General features: G+C 63.7%; 24 protein-coding genes. 19 read left to right on the top strand and 5 right to left on the bottom strand.

The window, feature by feature from the left end; all coding sequences use genetic code 11:
* Positions 1-66: 66 nt before the first annotated feature.
* Together QW887_RS18990 and QW887_RS18985 are read right to left on the bottom strand one after the other, a co-directional pair.
* Positions 67-591, bottom strand: coding sequence for a prepilin peptidase (locus QW887_RS18990; RefSeq protein ID WP_315713816.1), 525 nt, complete (start codon positions 589-591; stop codon positions 67-69).
* 326 nt (positions 592-917) lie between these two features.
* Entirely contained in the window at positions 918-1,082 is a 165-nt protein-coding gene (locus QW887_RS18985; RefSeq protein WP_231317342.1) for a Flp family type IVb pilin, read from the bottom strand.
* A 462-nt stretch (positions 1,083-1,544) separates the two neighbouring features.
* On the opposite strand from QW887_RS18985, the gene QW887_RS18980 reads away from it, so the two are divergent.
* From QW887_RS18980 to QW887_RS18965, 4 genes are all read left to right on the top strand, one after another.
* Entirely contained in the window at positions 1,545-2,372 is an 828-nt protein-coding gene (locus tag QW887_RS18980) for a sterol desaturase family protein (protein WP_315713817.1), read from the top strand.
* A gap of 134 nt (positions 2,373-2,506) precedes the next feature.
* Complete coding sequence (locus QW887_RS18975) at positions 2,507-3,007, top strand: pilus assembly protein N-terminal domain-containing protein (protein WP_315713818.1); 501 nt, start codon at positions 2,507-2,509, stop codon at positions 3,005-3,007.
* 310 nt (positions 3,008-3,317) lie between these two features.
* Positions 3,318-3,863 carry a TadE/TadG family type IV pilus assembly protein gene (locus QW887_RS18970; protein ID WP_315713819.1) on the top strand — a complete coding sequence of 182 codons (546 nt, stop codon included), beginning with the start codon at positions 3,318-3,320 and terminating at the stop codon, positions 3,861-3,863.
* A 68-nt stretch (positions 3,864-3,931) separates the two neighbouring features.
* Positions 3,932-4,492 (top strand): TadE/TadG family type IV pilus assembly protein, encoded by a 561-nt coding sequence (locus QW887_RS18965; RefSeq protein WP_315713820.1) that lies wholly within the window; start codon positions 3,932-3,934, stop codon positions 4,490-4,492.
* A 198-nt stretch (positions 4,493-4,690) separates the two neighbouring features.
* Here QW887_RS18965 and QW887_RS18960 read toward each other — a convergent pair whose 3' ends face one another.
* From QW887_RS18960 to QW887_RS18950, 3 genes are all read right to left on the bottom strand, one after another.
* Positions 4,691-4,903, bottom strand: coding sequence for a cold-shock protein (locus QW887_RS18960; protein WP_006612155.1), 213 nt, complete (start codon positions 4,901-4,903; stop codon positions 4,691-4,693).
* A gap of 300 nt (positions 4,904-5,203) precedes the next feature.
* A complete protein-coding gene (gene infA, locus QW887_RS18955) occupies positions 5,204-5,494 on the bottom strand; it encodes a translation initiation factor IF-1 (RefSeq protein WP_315713821.1) in 291 nt (96 codons plus the stop codon).
* Positions 5,495-5,518: 24 nt separating this feature from the next.
* On the bottom strand, positions 5,519-6,928 hold the full coding sequence (locus QW887_RS18950; protein WP_315713822.1) for a DEAD/DEAH box helicase: 1,410 nt from the start codon (positions 6,926-6,928) through the stop codon (positions 5,519-5,521).
* Between the two features lie 508 nt (positions 6,929-7,436).
* Here QW887_RS18950 and urtA point away from each other — a divergent pair.
* From urtA to ureG, 15 genes are all read left to right on the top strand, one after another.
* A complete protein-coding gene (gene urtA / locus QW887_RS18945; RefSeq protein ID WP_315713823.1) occupies positions 7,437-8,759 on the top strand; it encodes an urea ABC transporter substrate-binding protein in 1,323 nt (440 codons plus the stop codon).
* Between the two features lie 103 nt (positions 8,760-8,862).
* On the top strand, positions 8,863-10,461 hold the full coding sequence (gene urtB, locus QW887_RS18940) for an urea ABC transporter permease subunit UrtB (RefSeq protein WP_409998348.1): 1,599 nt from the start codon (positions 8,863-8,865) through the stop codon (positions 10,459-10,461).
* On the top strand, positions 10,458-11,621 hold the full coding sequence (gene urtC, locus QW887_RS18935) for an urea ABC transporter permease subunit UrtC (protein ID WP_315713824.1): 1,164 nt from the start codon (positions 10,458-10,460) through the stop codon (positions 11,619-11,621). The genes urtB and urtC overlap by 4 nt, the downstream gene beginning before the upstream one ends.
* A gap of 4 nt (positions 11,622-11,625) precedes the next feature.
* Positions 11,626-12,387: an urea ABC transporter ATP-binding protein UrtD gene (gene urtD / locus QW887_RS18930; protein WP_315713825.1), complete on the top strand. Its 762-nt coding sequence runs from the start codon at positions 11,626-11,628 to the stop codon at positions 12,385-12,387.
* A gap of 3 nt (positions 12,388-12,390) precedes the next feature.
* Entirely contained in the window at positions 12,391-13,086 is a 696-nt protein-coding gene (gene urtE, locus QW887_RS18925) for an urea ABC transporter ATP-binding subunit UrtE (protein ID WP_315713826.1), read from the top strand.
* Between the two features lie 58 nt (positions 13,087-13,144).
* A complete protein-coding gene (locus QW887_RS18920; RefSeq protein ID WP_315713827.1) occupies positions 13,145-13,981 on the top strand; it encodes an urease accessory protein UreD in 837 nt (278 codons plus the stop codon).
* 48 nt (positions 13,982-14,029) lie between these two features.
* Positions 14,030-14,332 (top strand): urease subunit gamma, encoded by a 303-nt coding sequence (locus QW887_RS18915; protein ID WP_315713828.1) that lies wholly within the window; start codon positions 14,030-14,032, stop codon positions 14,330-14,332.
* Positions 14,333-14,459: 127 nt separating this feature from the next.
* Complete coding sequence (locus QW887_RS18910) at positions 14,460-14,765, top strand: urease subunit beta (RefSeq protein ID WP_315713829.1); 306 nt, start codon at positions 14,460-14,462, stop codon at positions 14,763-14,765.
* A gap of 4 nt (positions 14,766-14,769) precedes the next feature.
* Positions 14,770-15,309, top strand: a complete 540-nt coding sequence (locus QW887_RS18905) for an HD domain-containing protein (RefSeq protein ID WP_315713830.1) — start codon at positions 14,770-14,772, stop codon at positions 15,307-15,309.
* On the top strand, positions 15,306-15,836 hold the full coding sequence (locus QW887_RS18900; RefSeq protein ID WP_315713831.1) for a hypothetical protein: 531 nt from the start codon (positions 15,306-15,308) through the stop codon (positions 15,834-15,836). Before QW887_RS18905 ends, QW887_RS18900 begins: the two co-directional genes overlap by 4 nt.
* Positions 15,837-15,878: 42 nt before the next feature.
* Positions 15,879-17,594, top strand: coding sequence for an urease subunit alpha (ureC, locus tag QW887_RS18895; RefSeq protein WP_315713832.1), 1,716 nt, complete (start codon positions 15,879-15,881; stop codon positions 17,592-17,594).
* A gap of 47 nt (positions 17,595-17,641) precedes the next feature.
* Positions 17,642-17,941, top strand: coding sequence for a putative quinol monooxygenase (locus QW887_RS18890; RefSeq protein WP_315713833.1), 300 nt, complete (start codon positions 17,642-17,644; stop codon positions 17,939-17,941).
* Between the two features lie 42 nt (positions 17,942-17,983).
* The gene (gene ureE / locus QW887_RS18885; RefSeq protein WP_315713834.1) at positions 17,984-18,601 is read left to right on the top strand and encodes an urease accessory protein UreE; all 618 of its coding nucleotides are present in this window, start codon (positions 17,984-17,986) and stop codon (positions 18,599-18,601) included.
* Entirely contained in the window at positions 18,588-19,310 is a 723-nt protein-coding gene (locus QW887_RS18880; protein ID WP_315714368.1) for an urease accessory protein UreF, read from the top strand. The genes ureE and QW887_RS18880 overlap by 14 nt, the downstream gene beginning before the upstream one ends.
* 68 nt (positions 19,311-19,378) lie before the next feature.
* Positions 19,379-20,002: an urease accessory protein UreG gene (gene ureG, locus QW887_RS18875; protein WP_315713835.1), complete on the top strand. Its 624-nt coding sequence runs from the start codon at positions 19,379-19,381 to the stop codon at positions 20,000-20,002.
* The last annotated feature ends 110 nt before the right edge of the window (positions 20,003-20,112 follow it).

Below are 20,112 nucleotides of genomic sequence, written 5' to 3'. Positions count from 1 at the left end.
TATTCGTCAAAGCATGGTTAATGAGGCGTATCTAAATCGCCTTAACACCGCGTTGACACGGTGTGTTCAGAGCAATGCAAGGCGCGCGGCGTCGATCGCCTTCACCCAATCGGTCTCCGGATAGACCATCAGAGCGCCCAGGGCGAGCGCGATGCCATAGGGCACGCCGCTCTCCTTGGCGTGCAGGCGTGCAAGCCAGGGTTGCCCCGCCAGCATGTAGGGCAACGGCCATTGCCGGAACTGCATGAGGGCGAGGGTGAGCACGCCGCCGAAGATCGAGGCGTACAACAGGTAGTTCATCAGGTGGGCGAAGCCGAACCACAGGGCGGCGGCGGATGCGACCTTGGCGTCACCGCCGCCGATCCAGCCGAATGCAAAGCAGCTGAAAGCAATCACCAGCAGGGTCGCGCCCGCGCCCAGATGCATCAGCATGTCAGCCATGCTCATCCCGCTCAGCGGCGCCAGAACCAGGAAGCCGGCGACGAGCGCCAGGGAGACCCGGTTCGAAATGGTCATCGTGAACAGGTCGCTCGCCGCGGCAAAGGCCATCAGGGCCGGAAACAGCAGAAGGCGCGCGAGATCGAGGGTCATGGGCTCTCAATGGCATCGACGCGGGGCATGGGTGCGCCGCTGCGCCAGAGCCTAGCTGCAAGAAATAAACGATCGGGAAACAGCCGGAATGGCTGGCTGGTTGTCATTCTCACCAGACGCTGACGATGCGGGCCGCCAGAGCGAGGATGGACAGGCCGAGGCCGCCGCAGATCCAACGCAAGGCGACGTCGGCCCCGCTGGACGGAGGCCGGGACGCGGCTGCGGACAAAACGTGGTTACGCATCACTGAACGCCGCGAAGCTGAATGTGGAAATGATAAAGGCCCCGGATGTCCGGGGCCTTTTTTGCTCGGCCGTGACGACCGCTTACTTCAGCGAGGTGTTGATCGCGCCGAACTTGGAGCTCAGGCTGGAGCCGAGACCGTTCACCGCGGCAATGATCGCGAGCGAGATGCCGGCGGCGATCAGACCGTATTCGATCGCGGTCGCGCCGGATTCATCCTTCACGAAGCGAGCAAGAAGATTCTTCATAGGTAACTCCATGTACACGTGGCTGGTCGAACAAACTCTGGTCGTTGCGGCGTTCTCAGCACCGTGACCATGCGGCCACCGTAGGGGGCAGGAATTTCGGCGTAGTTAATTCGGTCGCCGAAACACGGCGACAAATGGCTGTTATTGTGCAGAGTAAACATTGGATGAAGTGCAGCACGACCATTCGAAATAACGCATGGCCACGCCGCAGTCGGTCTCGCTGAAAAGACGAGCGCAGGGTTTTGGCCGTCATGCCCGGCCCCATCCATCGCCAGGCCTGCTCCGCATTCCACACTATCCACACGATATGCATGGGGCCGTGTCGACCTGGCTGGTGGAGCATGTGGCTCGATGTCGATCGCGCTGGGCCGATCGGCAGAGCGGTTCTGCGGGCGCGCAGGTTCACGGCTCCTTAAGCGCCTGGGAGTACCCCTCGGAACAGTTCATGAGATGAGGAATGTGATGTCCGGTCTGCCATGGGAAGTCGCGCTGATGCTCGGCCAGACCATCGAGAAGGTGTTGCCGATCACCTTGATGCTGGCAGTGGTGTTCTCGGTGCTCAGTCACTTCTGGGCCTGCAATCCCGGCAAGCCGTGGTGGCAGAAGCGCGAGCTCGTCACCGACGTGGTCTACTGGTTCTTCGTGCCGGTGTTCGCGCGGGTGCTCCGCATCGGCTTTCTCGTGCTCGGCGCCAGCGTTGTCTTCAAGATCCGCGACGCCGACGAGTTGATCGCCTTCTATGAAAACGGGCACGGCCCGCTGGCGCAGCTTCCCGAATGGCTGCAGGGGGGGCTCTTCCTCGTGCTCTCCGACTTCATGCTGTACTGGACGCATCGTCTGTTCCATGGCGGCGAGTTCTGGAAATACCACGCGGTTCACCATTCGTCGGAGGATCTCGAGTGGATTTCGGCGGCCCGCTTCCATCCGATCAACCTGATCCTCGGCACGATCGCGGTCGACGTCATCCTCTTGATGGCCGGCATCTCGCCCAACGTCATGATCTGGGTCGGACCGTTCACGACGTTCCATTCGGCCTTCGTCCACGCCAATCTCAACTGGACGCTGGGCCCGCTGAAATATGTCCTCGCCACACCCGTCTTCCATCGCTGGCACCACACGTCGATGGAGCAGGGCGGCAACACCAATTTCGCCGGCACGTTCCCGATCTGGGACATCCTGTTCGGCACGTTTCGGATGCCGGAGGGGCAGTTGCCCATGGCCTACGGCAAGGACGAGGCGACGATGCCCGGTGAGTTCGGCGGTCAGCTCGCCTTTCCGTTCCGAAGATGACGTGTTCTGCAACCGCCCGAGGCTTCGTCGCGACGTTTGCAGATCATTCACCAATTGAGCGCAGATTTGCCGCGTCGGGCGCCGTCACCGCTGCGTATCGCTTGAGACGGCTCGTCAATGTCCCGGGGTTGAGTATGTCGTTCTTTGTGTCGTGTCGTCCTAGTGTTTCCTTCGCATTGCGGGCGGCCGTCGCCGCGGTGCTGCTGTGGCCGGCTGCCGTCTCGGCGGAGCCTGATCCCGCCATCGCCGTGAATGTCGACCAGGCCAAGCTGGTCAAGTTGCCCGACCGGGTCGCGACGCTCGTCGTCGGCAATCCGATGATCGCCGATGTGACCTTGCAGAGCGGCGGCATCATCGTCGTCACCGGCAAGAGCTACGGTGCCACCAACTTCATTGCGATGGATCGCGGCGGACAGGTGCTGATCGATCGCCAGATCCAGGTCGCCGGACCCACCGACCAGCTCGTGACGGTGTATCGGGGCGTCGATCGTGAGACCTATAGCTGCATGCCGATCTGCCAGCGCCGGGTGACCTTGGGCGACGGCGACAACTACTTCAAATCGGTGCTCGACCAGGCTGGAACGATGTCCAGCACGGCGAGCGGCAACGCGGCAGCGGCCTCGAAGACCAACTGAGCGCTGGCCTGGCCATGCTTGGCCGGGTCGATGGCAGCGCCTGACCGGATCTCCACGCGCCTCCGCACCGACGATGCGGTGAGCCTTGCCGCCGGTGCTGCGGCTGGATCGCCCGATTCGTTTGGTTTCGATGATCGGGTCGGGCAGGTGGCGCGCTGCCTCGAAGGGCTGGCTGCGAGCGAACCCCCAAGCATGGTTAGCGGGACGTTGATGCGGCGGGCCATACTGTCCGTATTGTAGGAAACTCTTTCCCAAGGAGTTTCCGCTATTCGTTTCACCCAGGTTGATGCCTTCCAGTCCGGATGACCCCATGCAAGCCCCCGTCTCCTTGACCGCTTCGATGCGCCGGCTGTTGCGCCGCTTCCGGCGTAACCGGCGGGCATCGGCCGCGCTCGAATTCGCGCTGGTCGCGCCGGTCTTCTTTGCGCTGCTGTTCGCGATCATCGAAACGGCGCTGATGTTCTTTGCCGGCCAGGTGCTCGAGACGATCACGCAGGACTCGGCGCGCATGATCCTGACCGGACAGGCGCAACAGGGCGCCTATACGCAGTCGCAGTTCGCGAGTTACGTCTGCACCCAGGTTCCCGCGCTGTTCGACTGCAACAAGATCTATATCGACGTGAAGAGCTACTCCTCGTTCGGGAGCGTCTCCATCAGCAACCAGATCGACAACAGCGGCAACTTCGTCAACAACATGACCTACAGCCCGGGCGCGGCCGGAGACATCGTCGTCGTCAGGCTGTTCTATCAATGGCCGATCTTCGTGACGGGGCTCGGCTACAACATCGCCAATCTGAGCGGCAGTAAGCGCCTGCTGGTGGGTACGGCCGCATTCAAGAACGAGCCGTATTCATAACGCTGACCTCGCGAGCTTCTTCTGAGGGACACCAGGAATTCATCATGCCGTTGGGAAGAATGCCGGGTATGTCTTCGAGCCTGCGCCTGTGGCGTCGCATCGACGCCTTCGCTGCCGATTGTCGCGGTGTCGCGGCCACCGAGTTCGCATTCATCGTGCCGCTGATGCTGGTGATGTTCTTCGGCACGGTCGAATTCTGCTCGGCCATCGCCGTCGACCGCAAGGTCACCCTGATGGCGCGCACCCTGTCGGATCTGACCTCGCAATCGACCTCGGTTGGCGACAGCGACATGTCGAACTTCTTCGCCGCCTCGACCGGCATCATGTACCCGTATTCCACGACGCCGGTGAATGCGACGATCACCGAGCTCTATGTCGATCCCACCACCAAGCAGGCGACGGTGAAGTGGAGCAAGGGATCGACGCCGCGAACCGTCGGCATGACGGTCGGCGTGCCGGCTGAATTGCTGGTGTCCGGCACCTATCTGATCTTCAGCGAGGTGAACTACCAGTACGTTCCGACGATCGGCTACGTCATGGGCAAGACGGGCGTCAATCTCAGCGACGTCGCCTATACCCGCCCGCGGCAGTCGACCTGTGTGATGTATAGCCCGGCGACTTCCTGCTGAGGTGAGGGCTGCCGCAACGGAGCCCGCCCGGCCCCGGGGCCGCAGTCGCATACGCGCCTGCGAACCGGAGCGACCGACACTACGGTCATTTGGACGAGCAGAACTCGGCGGCAAACAATCAAGGCAATAAAAAAGGCCGCGCAAGGCGGCCTTTCGTTGTCCAGATGGGCAATCGCATGCGCGATCGCCCGGCGTCGCTCAATTGGCGGCGCGGAGATTGTCGGCCGACGACTTGCCCGAACGGCGGTCCGCCACGATCTCGTAGGAGATCTTCTGGCCTTCCCGCAGCGTGCCGAGACCAGCGCGCTCGACGGCGCTGATGTGCACGAACACGTCGTTGCCGCCGTCGTCCGGCTGAATGAAGCCATAGCCCTTGGTTGCGTTAAACCACTTCACGGTTCCCATGCTCACGGGGTAGTTCCCTTCTCAGATACCAAATGCGTAGCCCAGTCTCCTGGGCTGGTTAGATCGAATTTTTGGAAGGGTCGTCAGCGTCTGAACCGGCTGTACCGGTAATAGCTAATCTCGTCCGGCCGAAAATCGATTGCGGGATATATTATTGGAAATGCCCGCGCAAAACAATCCTGAGCTGCGCGAGAGTGCATGATTTTTTGACGCGCCGGCTCGACGCCGACGCGCTGAATTGTCGCTGATTGCGCAAGGCTTGATCAATCCGCCGGGCCGGGCGGAACATTGCTCCGCCCAATGCCCCTAGCGCCGACGGAACTGGCCGCCGCGCTGCGCTGCGCCACGCGGAGGACCGCCGGGCGAGCTGGCACGCTCGTCCTTGTGGCGGAAGATCAGCCGGCCCTTTTCGAGGTCGTAGGGCGACATCTCGACCGTCACGCGGTCTCCCGCGAGCGTCTTGATGCGATTCTTTTTCATCTTGCCCGCGGTGTAGGCGACGATCTCGTGCCCCGCGTCGAGTTGTACCCGATAGCGTGCGTCGGGAAGGATTTCGGTGACCAGCCCTTCGAACTGGATCAGCTCTTCCTTAGCCATGTCTTTCTCCAGATCGATAGACGTCTAGTTTGGCCGTTGGTTGCGGTTTTGAGCGTGGTTTTTGGGTCTGCCCTCGCGATGCAGGAAAGCAACGCCTTGAATCGACCCGGCCTTACCGCCGCCTTGCGACGGCCGCTGGGGCTCCTGACGATTGCCTGGCAGAGACGCCATCTTAGCATTGGAACGACGGTGACGGCGAGGGCCTTTTGCGGCGGTGCCACCCTCGTTGGTCCGCGCATTCTGCATGCCAGGACGGCCACCGCGCTGAGGCGGCTTGGCCGGTGCAGCGGCCTCGCGGAGGCCGGGCGTGCGGCGATCGTCGCGCGGCAGCGAGATCTTGATCAGCCGTTCGATGTCGCGAAGGTAGGACAGCTCGTCCGATCCGGCCACGAGCGAAATCGCAACGCCCTCGGCGCCGGCGCGCGCCGTGCGGCCGATCCGGTGGACGTAGGTCTCGGGCACGTTCGGCAGGTCGAAATTGACGACATGGCTGACGCCGTCGACGTCGATGCCGCGGGCCGCGATGTCGGTTGCGACGAGGGTTCGGATCTCGCCGGTGCGGAACGCCGCCAGGGTGCGCTCGCGATGGTTCTGCGACTTGTTGCCGTGAATCGCCTGGGCGGGGATGCCGGCTCTTTCGAGGCTCTTCACGACCTTGTCGGCGCCGTGCTTGGTGCGGGTGAACACCAGCGCGCGGTTGACCGGCTCCTGCTTGAGCAACTGAGCCAGAAGGTTCGGCTTGGCCGAGTGGTCAACGTGGATGACGCGCTGGGCAATGCGCTCGACCGTCGAGGAGACGGGGGTCACCGCGACCCGCGCGGGGTCGCGCAGCATGGCGTCCGCGAGCTCGGCGATGTCCTTAGGCATGGTGGCCGAGAAGAACAGCGTCTGCCGCTTGATCGGCAGCTTGGCCACGATCTTCCGGATGTCGTTGATGAAGCCCATGTCGAGCATGCGGTCGGCTTCGTCGAGCACCAGGAACTCGACATGGGTCAGCTTCAAAGCGTTGCTCTGAACCAGATCGAGCAACCGGCCAGGGGTGGCAACCAGCACTTCGAGGCCGGGCATGATAGCGCGGACCTGGCGCCCCATCGGCACGCCGCCGATCGCGAGCGCCGAGCTCAGCCGGATGTGCCGGCCATAGGTGTTGAAGCTGTCGAGGATCTGACCCGACAATTCGCGGGTCGGGCTCAGCACCAGCACGCGTGCCGTCTTCGGCTGCGGCTTGATCCGGTTCTGCAGCAAGCGGTGCAGGATCGGCAGCGCAAACGAGGCCGTTTTGCCGGTTCCCGTCTGGGCGATGCCGATCACGTCGCGGCCTTCGAGCGCGAGCGGGATGGTCTGGGCCTGGATCGGGGTAGGGGTGGTGTAGTTCTCTTCCTTCAGCGCGCGCGTCAGCGCGTCGGCGAGGTTAAAATCCTGGAAGGATGTCAAAAGATGGGGCTTTCCATAAGAGGATAAGGCCCGTGTCGGCAGGCAGCCGGACGCGGGTGGGTGGTTGAGAGACACCCGCGTGTTTGGAGCGCCTAGATTGGATGGGTGAGAATGCGAAGCCAGAAGCTCTGGTCGAGCTAAAGAACACGCGGCTTGCAAAGATCCGGCCGATTCGCCCTGATCTACCAGCTATATGGAACAGATGGACGGCACTTTCAAGGCCGGTGCGCAACGGATTGGCTTTCCGGGTGGTACTCGGCTGCTTTAAATTTAGCCATTCAAAACAAGTGCACAAATCCTGCGCTGTATGCCATCTGATTAATCATCGGGCTTGCTCAATCCGGCAGCAGAAGGTCGCGGTACCTCTCTGCGAGAACGCCTAGTTCCACTTTTATGTCAATGCCTTACCAGATGTGCACGGCATGGCACACTTCTTGCGATTCCTGCCTGCGCAGACCGCCGGCCGCCTTGGCTGCGAAGCAGGTCTGCGTCAGGGAGATATTACCTCATGCTTACTCGACTCACTCGGGAATTAACGGCGCCGTTCAGCCGCCGTCGCTGGCTGGCTGCTGCTGCCGGCCTGGCGCTCGGCGCAGCCGGCTTTGGCCCGGCCAAGGCCGCTGACGACACCATCAAGATTGGCGTTCTGCATTCTCTGTCCGGCACCATGGCCATCAGCGAGACCACGCTGAAGGACACGATCCTGTTCTTGATCGACGAACAGAACAAGAAGGGCGGCGTGCTCGGCAAGAAGCTCGAGGCCGTCGTGGTCGACCCCGCTTCGAACTGGCCGCTGTTCGCCGAGAAGGCGCGTGAGCTGATCACCAAGGACAAGGTCGCGGTCGTGTTCGGCTGCTGGACCTCGGTGTCGCGCAAGTCGGTGCTGCCAGTGTTCAAGGAGCTGAACAGCATCCTGTTCTACCCGGTCCAGTACGAAGGCGAGGAGAGCGAGCGCAACGTGTTCTACACCGGTGCGGCGCCGAACCAGCAGGCGATCCCGGCGGTCGACTACCTGATGAAGGAAGAGAAGGTGAAGCGCTGGGTGCTGGCCGGCACCGACTACGTCTATCCGCGCACCACCAACAAGATCCTCGAAGCCTACCTGAAGTCCAAGGGCGTGGCTCAGGACGACATCATGATCAACTACACGCCGTTCGGTCATTCCGACTGGCAGACCATCGTCGCCGACATCAAGAAGTTCGGCTCGGCCGGCAAGAAGACCGCCGTGGTCTCGACCATCAACGGCGACGCCAACGTTCCGTTCTACAAGGAGCTCGGCAACCAGGGCATCAAGGCCAAGGACATTCCGGTCGTCGCATTCTCGGTGGGTGAGGAAGAGCTCGCCGGCATCGACACCAAGCCGCTGGTCGGCCATCTCGCCGCCTGGAACTACTTCGAGTCGATCAAGACCCCGGCGAACGAGAAGTTCATCAAGGACTGGCAGGCCTACACCAAGAACCCGAAGCGCGTGACCAACGACCCGATGGAAGCGCATGTGATCGGCTTCAACATGTGGGTGAAGGCGGTGGAGAAGGTGAAGTCGACCGATCCGGACAAGGTCATCGACGCTCTCCCGGGCACCGAGGCGCCGAATCTGACCGGCGGCGTGTCGAAGATGCTGCCGAACCACCACATCACCAAGCCGGTGTTCATCGGCGAGATCAAGGGCGATGGCCAGTTCAGTGTCGTCTACAAGACCAAGGACCTCGTCCCCGGCGACGCCTGGTCGAAGGAGCTCGAGGGCTCGAAGGACCTGATCGGCGACTGGGTCGGCAAGAAGTGCGGCAATTTCAACGTCAAGACCAACAAGTGCCTGGGCTCGGGCTCCTGATCTCGACCTGACGCGACCATGACGACAGGAGAAGGCGGCGATGTTGCCGCCTTCTCCCGACCTCCTGAACTCCTGCCGGGGTTGTCCAGTGCCTGCTCCTTTTTTGGCGATCATTCGCCGTCTGCTTGTTTTGCTCGCCCTGATCGCCGTTTCCGTTCCCGCCTTCGCAGCCAGTTTCGAAGAGTCCGTCGCGAAGTTCGCGAACGATGATTTCTCGGACACGGACGAGGCCGTCGGCGAGATCGCCGTGTCGGGCAACCCGCTGGCTTTCCCGATCATCAGCGCGCTCCAGGACGAACGGCTGATGTTCGATGCCGACACCAAGAAGGTCTTCATCAAGCAGGCCGACGGCAGGATCATCGATGCTGCCACCGGCGCCGCCGTCGACAAACTGCCCGACAATGCCGCCGCCGTCAGCCTCAACAACCGGCTGCGCCGCAGCGTCGATGCCGCGCTCGGCGGTTTGACGCTGCTGTCGCCGGATACCAACACGCGCCTGACCGCCGCAAGATCGGTGTTCAAGTCGCATGACGAGGCGACGTTGCCGACGGTGGAGTCGGCGCTCGCCAAGGAAACCAATCGCGCCGTGAAGCAGGCGCTGACCGAGGCGCGTGCCGCCATCCTCCTGTTCAAGTCTGACGCCAGCGAGGTCGACAAGCTCGAAGCCGTCGCCACCGTGAGGGCGCGCGGCGACCAGGAAGCTCTGGCGCTGCTGACGGAGATCGGCGGCGCGGACCAGCCGGCAACCGTCGCCAAGGCTGCGGCGAGCGCCATCTCGTCGATCCAGAGCTCGCTCGCAATCTGGTCCGGCGTGCAGAACGCCTGGTACGGCCTGTCGCTCGGCTCGGTGCTGCTGCTGGCCGCCATCGGCCTTGCCATCACCTTCGGCGTCATGGGTGTCATCAACATGGCCCATGGCGAGATGGTGATGCTCGGCGCCTACACCACCTTCGTCGTCCAGGAGGTCATCCGCACGCGCTACCCGGCGCTGTTCGACTATTCGCTGCTGATTGCCGTCCCGCTCGCCTTCCTGGTGGCCGGCGCGATCGGCGTGCTGATCGAGCGCACCATCATCCGCTTCCTCTACGGCCGCCCGCTCGAAACCCTGCTGGCGACCTGGGGCCTGTCGCTGATCCTGCAGCAGGCGGTGCGCACGGCATTCGGTCCGACCAACCGCGAGGTCGGCAATCCCTCCTGGATGAGCGGTGCGTTCGAACTCGGACAGATCACCATCACCTATAACAGGCTCTGGATCCTCTGCTTCACCATGGCGGTGTTCGCCATCCTGCTGGCGATGTTGCGCTACACCGCGCTCGGCCTGGAGATGCGTGCAGTGACGCAGAACCGGCGCATGGCGGCGTCGATGGGCATCGCGACCTCGCGGGTCGATGCGCTCACCTTCGGGCTCGGCTCCGGCATCGCCGGCATCGCCGGGGTGGCGCTGTCGCAGATCGACAATGTCAGCCCGAATCTCGGCCAGAGCTACATCATCGACTCCTTCATGGTCGTGGTGTTCGGCGGCGTCGGCAATCTCTGGGGCACCTTGGTCGGCGCCTTCACGCTCGGCATTGCCAACAAGTTCCTGGAGCCGGTCGCCGGCGCCGTGCTCGGCAAGATCGCGATTCTGGTGCTGATCATCCTGTTCATTCAAAAGCGCCCGCGCGGGCTGTTCGCGCTCAAGGGCCGGGCGGTGGAAGCATGATGCCGCACGTCCTCACCCGGTCGCTGGACCGCGCTGCGACCGTCTTCGTGCTCGTCGTCGCCGCCTGCGGCGTGCTGATCCCGCTGTCCAACCTGCTGCTGCCGGCCGGTTCGGCGCTGCAGGTGCCGACCTATCTGGTCGCGCTGTGGGGCAAATATGTCTGCTACGCGATCCTGGCGCTCTCGATCGACCTGATCTGGGGCTATTGCGGCATCCTCTCGCTCGGTCACGGCGCGTTCTTCGCGCTCGGCGGCTATGCGATGGGCATGTATCTGATGCGCCAGATCGGCACCCGGGGCGTCTATGGCAATCCGATCCTGCCGGACTTCATGGTGTTCCTGAATTATTCCAAGCTGCCCTGGTACTGGCACGGCTTCGACATGTTCTGGTTCGCGGCTTTGATGGTGCTCGTGGTGCCCGGCCTGCTCGCCTTCTGCTTCGGCTGGCTCGCCTTCCGCTCGCGCGTCACCGGCGTGTATCTGTCGATCATCACCCAGGCGATGACCTACGCGCTGCTGCTCGCCTTCTTCCGCAATGATTTCGGCTTCGGCGGCAACAACGGCCTGACCGACTTCAAGGACATCCTCGGCTTCAACGTCCAGGCGGAAGGCACCCGCGCCGCGCTGTTCGCGCTGAGCTGTCTCGCGCTCATTCTGGCGTTCCTGATCTGCCGGGCCGTCGTGTCGTCGAAGCTCGGCAAGGTGCTGATCGCGATCCGCGATGCCGAGTCGCGGACGCGTTTCCTCGGTTATCGTGTCGAGTCCTACAAGCTGTTCGTGTTCACGCTGTCGGCGTGCATGGCCGGCGTCGCAGGCGCGCTCTACGTTCCTCAGGTCGGCATCATCAATCCATCCGAGTTCGCGCCCGGCAATTCGATCGAGGCCGTGATCTGGGTCGCGGTCGGCGGCCGAGGCACGCTGGTAGGTGCTGCGCTCGGCGCCGTCGTCGTGAACTACGCGAAGACGTTCTTCACCTCGGGCGTGCTGGCGCCGTACTGGCTGTTCATGCTCGGCGCATTGTTCGTGCTCGTCACTCTGCTGCTGCCAAAAGGCATCATAGGCACCTTCAATTCCTGGTGGGATCAGCTCGGCAGCAGGAGGCTGAACGCCGAGAGCGCCGCCCGCGAGGACGGCGTCACCGAACCCAAGATGGCGGAGTGAGCGCATGAACGTGATGGACACCCGCGCGACGTCGTCGCTGCTCTATCTCGACGGCGTGCACGTCTCGTTCGACGGCTTCCACGCCATCAACAATCTCTCGCTGACGCTCGAGTCCGGCGAGATGCGCGCCATCATCGGCCCGAACGGGGCCGGCAAGACCACGATGATGGACATCATCACCGGCAAGACCAAGCCCGACGAGGGCACGGTGCTGTTCGACGGCAAGACGGATCTCACCCGCCTCGACGAGACCCGCATCGCCGAGCTCGGGATCGGCCGCAAGTTTCAGAAGCCGACGGTGTTCGAGAGCCAGTCGGTCGAGGACAACCTGCTGCTCGCGCTCAATGTCGATCACAGCGTCAAGGGCACGCTGTTCTGGCGCGGCTCGAGGAGCGAGTCCGAGCAGATCGACCGGGTGCTCGAGACCGTGCGGCTCAAGGATGCCAGACGCAAGCTCGCCGGCAGCCTGTCGCACGGCCAGAAGCAGTGGCTGGAGATCGGCATGCTCCTGGCACAGGACCCGAAGCTGCTGCTGGTCGACGAACCGGTCGCCGGCATGACCGACGTCGAGACGCATCAGACGGCTGAGCTGCTCAAGGAAATCAACAAGGATCATACCGTCATGGTCGTCGAGCACGACATGACCTTCGTGCGCGAGCTCGGCGTCAAGGTCACCTGCCTCCACGAAGGCACGGTGCTGGCCGAAGGTACCATCGATCAGGTGTCGTCGAACGATCGGGTAATCGAAGTGTATCTGGGGCGCTAGGCGATGTTGGACGTCAAGGACATCAACCTCTATTACGGCGCCGCCCAGGCGCTGCGCGGCGTCTCGATCGCGGCGGAGCCCGGCAAGGTCACCTGCGTGCTCGGCCGCAACGGCGTCGGCAAGACCTCGCTGCTGCGGGCGCTGGTCGGACAATATCCGCTGGCCTCCGGCAGCATCACCTTCGATGGCGCCGACATCACCCATCTCAAGCCCTATGAACGGGCGCGCAAGGGCATCGGCTTCGTGCCGCAGGGTCGCGAGATCTTCCCGCTGCTCACGGTGGAGGAGAACCTCAAGACCGGCTTCGGACCGCTGAAGCGCAGCGATCGCAGCATCCCGGACGACGTGTTCTCGCTGTTTCCGGTGCTGGAATCGATGCTCGGCCGCCGCGGCGGCGATCTTTCCGGCGGCCAGCAGCAGCAGCTTGCGATCGGCCGTGCCATGGTGATGCGGCCAAAGCTCCTGCTTCTCGACGAGCCGACCGAGGGCATCCAGCCCTCGATCATCAAGGACATCGGCCGGGCGATCTCGTATCTGCGCAATCTTGGCAACATCGCGATCGTCCTGGTCGAGCAGTATCTCGACTTTGCCTGCGAACTCGGCGACAACTTCGCCGTTATGGATCGCGGCGCGGTGAAGTTCACCTGCACCCGCGCCAATCTCGATCAGGCCGAGATCAGCCGCCAGATGGCGCTGTGATCATCACGTAGCTTCTCGACGCGGTCTCGCCCGCGTCTGGTCCCAGGGGAGGGGATCGATGCGGGCCGATCCCGCCAGCGCCGCTGCCGACATCTTCGAGGCCAACCGCGCCCGAGGCGCGGTGCGCTTCGACGTGCGGCTGCAGGATGGCATGACGCGGCGCCATCATCTGCATGAATCCGGCTCGCTGCGGGTGCGCTTTCCCTCGCCCGAGGACGACGGTCTGTCGGCGATGTTCGTCAACACGGCCGGCGGCATCGCCGGCGGTGACCACTTTGCGATCGAGGTCACAGCCGGCGAAGGTAGCCGCATGACGCTTTCGAGCGCCGCGGCCGAAAAGGTCTATCGCGCCGCTGGCAAGCCCGCAGAGCTCGATATCGCGCTGACCGCCCATGCGGGTGCCCACATCTCCTGGCTGCCGCAGGAGACCATCCTGTTCGACCGCGCCCGCATCCATCGCCGGATCGACATCGACCTTGCCGATACCGCCTCGCTGTTGTTGTGCGAGATCGTCGTGTTCGGCCGCACCGCGATGGGTGAGTGCATGCGCGAGGGCGAATTCGTCGATCGCTGGCGGCTGCGGCGCGGCGGCAAGCTGGTGTTCGCCGAGACGGTCCGCCTCGACGGCGACATCGGCGACAAGCTGGCGCGGCCGGCCATCGCCAAGGGCGGCGCGGCCATCGGGACCGCGCTGATCGTGCCGGGCGACGCCGCGCTGGTCGACCGCATCAGGGACAGCCTGCCGGCCTTCCGGGGAGAGGTCGCGCTGTCGGCCTGGAATGGATTTGCAATGGCCCGCTTCTGTGCCCAAGATGCCGCAAGCCTGCGCGCCGACATGATGGCGGTGCTCGGCTGTGCTTCGACCGGGCCGCTGCCGCGGCTGTGGCTCAACTAGACGTTTACCAACTGATGACTACCAGAAGACCATCACCAGAGAGTCCGCATGAACCTGTCTCCCCGCGAAAAGGACAAGCTCCTGATCTCGATGGCCGCCATTGTGGCCCGCCGCAGGCTCGATCGCGGCGTCAAGCTGAACCACCCCGAAGCGGTCGCGATCATCTCCGACTTCATCCTGGAGGGCGCGCGTGACGGCCGCACCGTGGCCGAACTGATGCAGGCCGGCGCCCAGGTCCTGACCCGTGACCAGGTGATGCCCGGTATCCCCGAGATGATCCACGACATCCAGGTCGAGGCGACGTTTCCGGACGGCACCAAGCTGGTCACGGTGCACGAGCCGATCCGCTAATCATTGCACGTCATTCCGGGACAGCGCGCAGCGCTGGGCCCGGAATCCAGAGATGGCTTGAAAACAATCGTTTGAGATTCCGGGCTCGGTCCTGCGGACCGCCCCGGAATGACGGAGAAAAAGCGAAATGATCCCCGGCGAACTCTTCATCCAGGACGGCGAGATCGAGCTCAATGCCGGCCGCAAAACCGTGACCCTGTCGGTCGCAAATACCGGCGACCGGCCGATCCAGGTCGGCTCGCACTACCATTTCTTCGAGACCAATCCGGCGCTGAAGTTCGATCGCAGACGCGCGCGCGGCATGCGGCTCGACATCGCGGCCGGCACGGCCGTGCGCTTCGAGCCGGGCCAGACCCGCGACGTGCAACTGGTGGCGCTCGCCGGCAAGCGCATGGTCTACGGCTTTCGCGGCGACGTCATGGGCAAGTTGTAAGCCGATGCTGACCGGATTACGCCTCGTCTCCGAAGCCGCCGAGCTGGCGGCGCGCCGTCACGCCGGCCAGCAGCGCAAGGGCCGCGACGAGGAGCCTTACATCAATCATCTCGCCGAGGTCGCAAACATCCTGTCGGCAACCTGCGACGGCGAGGACGCCGAGCTCGTCGCGGCAGGCTGGCTGCACGACACCATCGAGGACACCGATACGGCCGCTGACGAGCTGGCGGAGCGCTTTGGGCGTCGTGTTGCCGACCTCGTCGTGGAAGTCACAGATGACATGACCCTGCCGAAGAGCGAGCGGCGCCAGGTCCAGGTCATCGCCGCGCCCGGCAAGTCCGCTGGTGCCAAGCAGATCAAGATCGCCGACAAGATCAGCAACATCCGCGCCCGCATCTTCTTCGAGCCGGACCTGGAGCAGCAGCTCGAGCTGATGGAGTATCTCGGCTGGGCCGAGCAGGTCGTCGCCGGCTGCCGCGGTGTCAACGCGCGGCTCGATGTGCTGTTCGATGAGACGGTTGCGAATGCGAGGGCGACGTTGTGAGCGTATTGGCTCGCATGCGCCCTGCTGCTGTCTGCGGCCTGCGTGCGGCATCGGCTCTTGCAGCATTTGCCTCTGCTGCTTGGGCGGCCGACGATCAGCGCTGGCGCATTTTCGAACAGGACGGGGGAGCGCTGCTATCTCCGAGTCATAGCGATGAGGCCACCGACGATGTCGGTTCGCCCTCCTTTCGCTGCAAGGCCAAATCCGGGACCATCGCCGTCACGGGAGATGCCGGCCAGGAGCTTCGCAATGCGGTCGCTGATCTTCTGCGGTCCAACGGCTATCCGCAGGTCGAGATGGTCCCGGCGAGCCGGTTCGGGCAAGCCCTCCTGAGCGTGTCCTACAGCGAGGCGGGATCGGTCTGGGAGTATAGCTTTGAGTTGGAGGCGGATGCGCCCGCCTTCGATGCGTTTAAGCGGTCCGGACGATTGACGTTCAAAGTCGGCAAGACCGTCGTTCGCGAGGAGTTCAAGGCGGGTCTTGAGAACGTCGCCAAGTTTCAATCGATCTGCGCGCGTCCCAAATGAGCCGCACCGGATATATTTGAGAGCTAGAGGCTGGAGCACGACATGTCCGTCAAGATCAAGCGTTCCGTCTACGCCGACATGTTCGGCCCGACCACCGGTGACAAGGTGCGCCTCGCCGACACCGACCTGATCATCGAGGTCGAGAAGGACTTCACCACCTATGGTGAGGAGGTGAAGTTCGGCGGCGGCAAGGTGATCCGTGATGGCATGGGCCAGTCGCAGGCGACCAACAAGCAGGGCGCCGCCGACACGGTCATCACCAATGCGCTCATCGTCGATCACTGGGGTGTCGTGAAGGCCGACGTCGCGATCAAAGAGGGCATGATCTCAGCGATCGGCAAGGCCGGCAATCCGGACATCCAGCCCGGCGTCACCATCGTGATCGGCCCGGGCACCGACGTGATCGCGGGCGAGGGCAAGATCCTCACCGCCGGCGGTTTCGACAGCCACATCCATTTCATCTGCCCGCAGCAGATCGAGCACGCGCTGATGAGTGGCGTCACCTCGCTGCTCGGCGGCGGCACCGGCCCGTCGCACGGCACCTTCGCCACCACCTGCACGCCCGGCCCCTGGCACATCGGGCGCATGATGCAGTCGTTCGATGCGTTCCCTGTGAACCTCGGCATCTCCGGCAAGGGCAACGCGTCGCGCCCGGCCGCGCTGGTCGAGATGGTCAAGGCCGGCGCCTGCGCGCTGAAGCTGCACGAGGACTGGGGCACGACGCCGGCGGCGATCGACAATTGTCTCTCGGTCGCCGACGATCACGACGTGCAGGTCATGCTGCACTCCGACACGCTGAACGAATCCGGCTTCGTCGAGGACACCATCAAGGCCTTCAAGGGCCGCACCATCCACGCCTTCCACACCGAAGGCGCCGGCGGCGGGCACGCGCCTGATATCATCAAGGTCGCCGGGCTGAAGAACGTGCTGCCGTCGTCGACCAACCCGACGCGGCCGTTCACGCGCAACACCATCGACGAGCATCTGGACATGCTGATGGTGTGTCACCATCTCGATCCGTCGATCGCCGAGGATCTCGCCTTTGCCGAGAGCCGCATCCGCAAGGAGACGATCGCGGCGGAGGACATCCTGCACGATCTCGGCGCGCTCTCGATGATGTCATCGGATTCGCAGGCGATGGGCCGGCTCGGCGAGGTCATCATCCGGACCTGGCAGACCGCCGACAAGATGAAGAAGCAGCGCGGCGCGCTGCCGCAGGACAAGGGCAAGGACAACGACAATTTCCGCGTCAAGCGCTACATCGCCAAATACACGATCAACCCGGCGATTGCGCATGGCGTGTCGAAGCTGATCGGCTCGGTCGAGAAGGGCAAGCTCGCCGACCTCGTGCTGTGGTCGCCCGCCTTCTTCGGCGTCAAGCCGGACTGCGTCATCAAGGGCGGCACCATCGTCGCCGCGCCCATGGGCGATCCGAACGCCTCGATCCCGACCCCGCAGCCGGTGCATTACCAGCCGATGTTCGGCGCGTTCGGCAAGTCGCTGACGGCTTCGTCCGTGATCTTCACCTCGAAGGCGGCCATCACCGGCGGGCTCGCCCGCAAGCTCGGCCTTTCGAAGAAGCTCTACGCGGTGCAGAACACCCGCGGCAGGATCTCGAAGAAGAGCATGATCCACAATGATGCGACGCCCAACATCGAGGTCGATCCGGAGACATACGAGGTGCGGGCCGACGGCGAGCTCCTGACCTGCGAGCCGGCCGAGGTGCTGCCCATGGCGCAGCGCTACTTCATGTACTAAGCTCCCGCCCGGTACCAGAACCAGAAAAGTACCGGGAGGACGAGTTCGTGATCTATGTCGTTGCCACCTTGACCATCAAGCCCGAAACCCGTGCGGAATTCATCGCCGCTGCGGCTGCCTGCATTGCGGGGACCCGCAAAGAACCCGGCAATATCGCCTATGATTTGCATGAGAGCGTCACCGACCCGAGCAAGATGGTCTTCGTCGAGCAGTGGGAGAATGCCGAGGCCTTGGTGCCGCACCGCGCGACCGAGCACATGAAGACGTTCGGGCGCGTCGCGGTCAAATGCATGTCGGCCCCGCCGAAGATCGAGATCATCACGCCTGAGAAGGTCGATGTCCGCTGAGCGGAATAAGAGTGAGCGCAATAAGAGAATGAGAGTTTCAGCATGATCCGCGCGACACGCGTGCTCGGGCAGCATCGTTGGAAGGAGGCTGCCGCCGATTCCGTCCTGCTCGATTTCGATGACCGGCACCGGCGGCGGCTGGTGATGACCGGAACGCGTGGGCTGGAGTTTCTGCTGGACCTCGAGCACGCTACCGCATTGCGCGGTGGCGATGCCCTGGTGCTGGAGGACGGCCGGCTGATCGAGGTCGTGGCGGCGGCCGAGCCGCTGCTCGAGATCCGGGCTTCCGATCCGCATCATCTGGTGCGGCTGGCCTGGCACCTCGGCAACCGGCACCTGCCGACGCAGATCATGGCCAAGAGCCTGCGCATCCGCCGCGACCACGTGATCGAGGCCATGGTCAAGGGTCTCGGCGCGCGCGTCATCGAGATCGAGGCACCGTTCGATCCGGAAGGCGGCGCCTACGCCGAGCCCAGCCATGCGCACGGCCACGATGATCATGATCACCACGGTCACGATCATCATCACGATCATGCCGGGCACGATCACGCGCATCACGGCCACGACGACGGCCATGCACATGATCATCACGTGCATGACGAGCACTGCGGCCATGACCATCACGATCACGGTCATTCCCATGCTCATGAGCACAAATGAGGAGGGGGCTCGGCCGGCTGCAATCAGGGCCGCGGATTCGGCTGCGCTGTATCGGCTGCTGACATGGCTGTCGCCGGCGTTTCCGATCGGCGGCTTCTCCTATTCGAGCGGCATCGAATGGGCCGTGGAGGCAGGCGACATCGGCGATGCGGCGGAGCTGCGCGGCTGGCTCGCGACGATGCTGACCAACGGCTCCGGCTTCTGCGACGCGGCTTTCCTCGCGCACGCGTATCGCGCGGTCGAGCTCGACGATATGGCCAGCCTCCGCGAGGTGGCCGAGCTTGCGGCCGCGTTCGTACCGTCGCGCGAGCGTCAGCTCGAGACCACCGCGCAGGGCCGGGCCTTCATCGAGATCGCGCGGTCCGCCTGGAACTGCGCAGGCCTCGACGAGGCGGTGGCGCGCTGTGAGACCATCGTCTATCCGGTCGCCGTGGGGCTGGTCGGCGCGCTTCACGGCGTTCCTCTGGGACCCCTGCTGCACGGCTTTCTGCACGCCCTGACGTCGAACTGGATTTCCGCCGGCAGTCGTCTCGTACCGTTGGGGCAGACCGACAGCCAGCGCGTGCTCGCCGCGTTGGAACCTGTCGTCGCCGCGACGGCGGACCGCGCTCTGCTCGCCTCGCTCGATCACATCGGCGGCGCAACGTTCCGCTCCGATCTCGCAAGCCTTCATCACGAGACGCAATATACAAGGCTGTTTCGGTCGTGATGAAGCGGGGCAACGGCTGCTCGATCACGGCCCCGCGCGGTCGCGCGCACGACAGAAGGATAAATGACATGGCATCGTCTCACGGTCCGCTCCGCGTTGGCGTCGGTGGCCCGGTCGGGTCCGGCAAGACTGCGTTGATGGATCTGCTCTGCAAGTCGATGCGGGAGCACTACGACATCGCTGCGATCACCAACGACATCTACACCAAGTGGGACGCGGAGTTTCTCGTTCGCTCGGGATCGCTGACTCCGGATCGTATCGCCGGCGTGGAGACCGGCGGCTGCCCGCATACTGCGATCCGCGAGGACGCGTCCATGAACCTCGCCGCCGTGGCCGACATGCGAGCCAAGTTTCCCGGACTCGACCTGGTGTTGATCGAGTCGGGCGGCGACAACCTCGCCGCAACGTTCTCGCCGGAACTCGCCGATATCACGATCTACGTCATCGACGTCGCGGCGGGCGACAAGATCCCGTCGAAGGGCGGACCGGGTATCACCCGCTCCGACCTTCTGGTGATCAACAAGATTGACTTGGCACCCCATGTGGGCGCTTCTCTGGAGAAGATGGAGACGGATGCCAAGCGCATGCGCGGCTCACGGCCCTTCGTCATGACCAACCTGAAGAAGAGCCAGGGGCTTGACCGGATCATCGGCTTCATCGAAGCCAAGGGCGGTCTGAAGCCGTCGGCCTGAGCGCGGGGACGGATCTGCGTCGCACGGCTCTTCGTTGCTCGATGCGTCTGCTGGAATGACCGACGCAAAAAAGCCTCATCCGGCCGGAACAACTTGAGCCCTCGGGTGTT

The sequence above is a fragment of the Bradyrhizobium sp. SZCCHNRI3052 genome (assembly GCF_032484895.1).
Lineage (GTDB): Bacteria > Pseudomonadota > Alphaproteobacteria > Rhizobiales > Xanthobacteraceae > Bradyrhizobium.
This window is presented reverse-complemented; position numbering and strand designations above follow the sequence as displayed.